Source organism: Micromonospora foliorum, assembly GCF_022229015.1.
GTDB lineage: Bacteria > Actinomycetota > Actinomycetes > Mycobacteriales > Micromonosporaceae > Micromonospora > Micromonospora foliorum.
In genome coordinates this window covers 1-3,306 of the sequence record NZ_JAKKFF010000290.1, presented here as the reverse complement: position 1 = coordinate 3,306, position 3,306 = coordinate 1, and the positions used below count along the sequence as shown (strand labels likewise).

The following is a 3,306-nucleotide window of genomic DNA, read 5'->3' as shown; positions in this document are numbered from 1 at the left end:
GGTGCCGGCGCGGCCGGCCGCCGAGGCGGCATCGGCTTGGCCGAGACCCGGGGCGCGCCCGGGGCCGGGGTTGGCGTCGGGGTCGGGTTTGAAGCCGGCGTCGACGCGGGCGCCGACGGGGCGGCCGGAGCCGGGGCTCCGGCGGACGCGACGAATGCGTTACGCAGCCGCCGGGCGACGGGCGCCTCGACGGTGCTGGACGCGGACTTCACGAACTCGCCCATTTCCTTCAGCTTGGCGAGAACGGTCTTACTCTCGACCCCGAGCTCTTTTGCAAGCTCGTGTACGCGGGCCTTGCCTGCCACTGCACTCCTCACTCCGAGGTCGTGCGGGCAGCACCCGCAGCGACCTCACTCGTGCACTTGAAGCCTGGTCATTTCAGGGACTTCATCGTGTGCTCATGTCGGTCGTCCTACCCTGCTAGCGACCCTCGCCCGGTCGGGCTGACCGGACGTAGTGGTTGGCGCATCGACGTGCTCCGCCAGCGCACCGTGGTCGAGGACCTCGGTGCTGCGCAGCGCACGCCCGAAGGCGCGGCGCCGCACCGCCAGCGCGAAGCAGGCCGGATCCGGGTGCATGTTCGCTCCCCGACCCGGCAGCCTGCGGAGCGGATCAGGCCGGAGGCTGTGACCAGCCTCGTCCCTGACCGCGACGATCCGCAGCAATTCGCTGGCCGGCGCACGTTGCCGGCAACCCACACAGGTGCGCTCCGGCTGCGCGCGTCGTACCACTGGAGGAAGTCTACCCCTAGCTCCCCGAGATCGCGCCGCCCGGCTCCCGCACGTGATCAGTTACCCCACGCGCGGCCGGCGCCGCCTGCTCCGCATCGGAACGAATGTCGATCCGCCAACCGGTCAATCGGGCCGCGAGTCGGGCATTCTGCCCCTCCCGACCGATCGCCAGCGAGAGCTGGAAGTCGGGAACGGTCACCCGGGCGGCCCGGTTGGCCAGGTCGACCACCTCGACCCGCAGCGCCTTGGCCGGCGACAACGCGTTGCCGACGAAGGTGCCCGGGTCGTCCGACCAGTCGATGATGTCGATCTTCTCACCGTGCAGTTCGCTCATCACGGCACGCACCCGCTGACCCATCGGGCCGATGCAGGCGCCCTTGGCGTTCACCCCGGGGGTGGTGGAGCGGACGGCGATCTTCGTGCGATGGCCCGCCTCACGGGCGATCGCGCCGATCTCCACGGTGCCGTCGGCGATCTCCGGCACCTCCAGGGCGAACAGCTTCTTGACCAGAGCCGGGTGCGACCGGGACAGGGTGATCTGCGGCCCGCGCATGCCCTTGGCCACGTGCACCACGACGCAGCGGACCCGCTCGCCGTGCGCGTACCGCTCGCCGGGCACCTGCTCGGACTGCGGCAGCACGCCCTCCAGCTTGCCCAGGTCGACGCTGACGATGCCCTTCTCGGTACGCGTCTCGTGCGCCTGCACCACGCCGGTCACGAGGTCACCCTCGCGGCCCACGTACTCACCGAAGTGCACCTCGTCGGTGGCCTCGCGCAACCGCTGGAGGATCACCTGCTTGGCGGTCATGGCGGCGATCCGGCCGAAGTCGTGCGGGGTGTCGTCCCACTCCCGCACCAGGCTGCCGTCGGCGTCCATCTCCTGCGCGTACACCAGGGCGGCGCCCGACTTGCGGTCGATCTCCACCCGGGCGTGCGGTTCGGCACCGTCGGTGTGCCGGTAGGCGGTCAGCAACGCGGTCTCGATCGCCGCGAGAATCGTGTCGAACGGGATCTCCCGCTCGCGCTCGAGTGCGCGCAGCGCCGCGAGGTCGATGTTCACCTCTCCTCGTCCTCCACATCATCTTCGTCGTCGATGTCGTCTGAATCGTCGATCTCGTCGGAATCATCCGCGTCGTCGAACTCGTCGTCCGGCCCGCCGAGCTCGGCGAGCCGGGTGAACTCGACCTGCACGCGGCCGGGGCCCAGCTGGGCGTACGCCAGGGCGGCGCGGCCGTCGTCGGTCTCCAGGTGCACGCCCTCGTCGTCGGCCGCGACCACCCGACCGGTCAGCTGACGGTCACCGGCGGGCTGCTCGCCCCGCTGGCCGGGCAGCGCGGTCGCGCCCCGGACGGTGACCTTGACCAGTCGGCCCACGTTGCGGCGCCAGTGGCGGGGCAGGGTGAGGGGCCGGTCGACGCCGGGCGAGCTGACTTCCAGCTGGTACTCGCCGGCGACGATGTCGCCACCGGTCTCCTCCGCGGCGTCCAGCGCGGCCGAGACCGCGCGGGAGACGTCCGCGACGGCGTCCAGGTCGATCCCGCCGTCGGTGTCCACCATCACCCGTACCACGTGCCGGCGGCCGGCCCGGGAGACCGAAAGGTCCTCCAGGTCGTAACCGGCGCCGTTGACCACCGGTTCGATGACGGCCCGCAGTCGGTCCCGCCGCGCGGCGAGGTCACCGCCGCGGGGACCCGCGGCACCGCGGGGTCGACCCGTCGGCCTGGTGGCACGGCCACGCTGCGTCATCTCCGCACCCTCTCCCTGGTCGACGGTGGCGGTCGTCCCGCCATGCCGGCACGCCACCGGAGTGGACACGCCGGTGGTTGCGCAGAGCGTAACGCGCCTGCCCGGCGGCGGACCGGGCGGCGCACCGACGCCGGTGCCCCCCGCAGCGGCGCGGATGGTGTTGACTTGGCCGGTGGGGATCGGCAGAACGACACAGCGCGACCAAGCATCCGGACATTCCCGGCGAAAGCTCCTGAGTACCGGGGCGCTGCTGGTGCTCGGCGCCGCCGTGACGCCACTGACCGGCTGTGATCTTTTCGACCGCGACGACCAACCAACCCCAACGCCCGACCCGCTGCGGCCGATGATGGACGAGTCGCTCGCGCTGGCCGCCGCGTACCGGGCGAGCGTGACCGCCCATCCCGAGCTCGCCGACCGGCTCAACCCGATCGCCGAGACGCACACCGCGCACGCCACCGAGCTGGCCCGGGTCATCGGTGTGACCCTGCCGTCGGCGGCCTCCCCCGCCCCGACCACCGCCCCGGCGGCCGACCCGGACGGCGCACGCGCCGCCCTGCGGGCGCTGGAGAAGACCGCCCAGCGGTCCGCCACCGCCGCCTGCGCCGCCGCCCCCGCCGAGCGGGCGGCACTGCTCGGCTCGATCGTCGCCGCCCGGGCCACCCACCAGGAGGCACTGAAGTGAGGCAACCGTCCGCCGGGGAGGCGCTCGCCGCCGCCCTGTCCGCCGAGTACGCGGCCATCTACGCCTACGGACGGATCGGCGTCCGGCTCAGCGGCGCGGCGCGGGACGCGGCACGCCAGGCGGAGGCCGCGCACCGCCGCCGACGTG

6 protein-coding genes are annotated in these 3,306 nt (G+C 72.9%); 2 read left to right on the top strand and 4 right to left on the bottom strand.

Features of this window, described 5'->3' with window-relative positions:
- The 4 genes from PSH25_RS21185 to rimP all read right to left on the bottom strand — a co-directional run.
- The coding region (locus PSH25_RS21185) for a translation initiation factor IF-2 N-terminal domain-containing protein (protein WP_238660738.1) at positions 1 to 305 on the bottom strand (305 nt) is incomplete at its 3' end.
- Positions 306 to 398: 93 nt separating this feature from the next.
- A complete protein-coding gene (locus PSH25_RS21180; RefSeq protein ID WP_238660737.1) occupies positions 399 to 731 on the bottom strand; it encodes a YlxR family protein in 333 nt (110 codons plus the stop codon).
- A 16-nt stretch (positions 732 to 747) separates the two neighbouring features.
- On the bottom strand, positions 748 to 1,791 hold the full coding sequence (gene nusA, locus PSH25_RS21175) for a transcription termination factor NusA (protein ID WP_238660736.1): 1,044 nt from the start codon (positions 1,789 to 1,791) through the stop codon (positions 748 to 750).
- Positions 1,788 to 2,477 carry a ribosome maturation factor RimP gene (gene rimP / locus PSH25_RS21170; protein ID WP_238660735.1) on the bottom strand — a complete coding sequence of 230 codons (690 nt, stop codon included), beginning with the start codon at positions 2,475 to 2,477 and terminating at the stop codon, positions 1,788 to 1,790. Before rimP ends, nusA begins: the two co-directional genes overlap by 4 nt.
- A 154-nt stretch (positions 2,478 to 2,631) precedes the next feature.
- On the opposite strand from rimP, the gene PSH25_RS21165 reads away from it, so the two are divergent.
- Together PSH25_RS21165 and PSH25_RS21160 are read left to right on the top strand one after the other, a co-directional pair.
- Positions 2,632 to 3,159, top strand: a complete 528-nt coding sequence (locus PSH25_RS21165) for a hypothetical protein (protein ID WP_238660734.1) — start codon at positions 2,632 to 2,634, stop codon at positions 3,157 to 3,159.
- A partial coding sequence (locus PSH25_RS21160; RefSeq protein WP_238660739.1) for a DUF4439 domain-containing protein occupies positions 3,156 to 3,306 on the top strand: 151 nt, incomplete at its 3' end. The genes PSH25_RS21165 and PSH25_RS21160, both read left to right, overlap by 4 nt.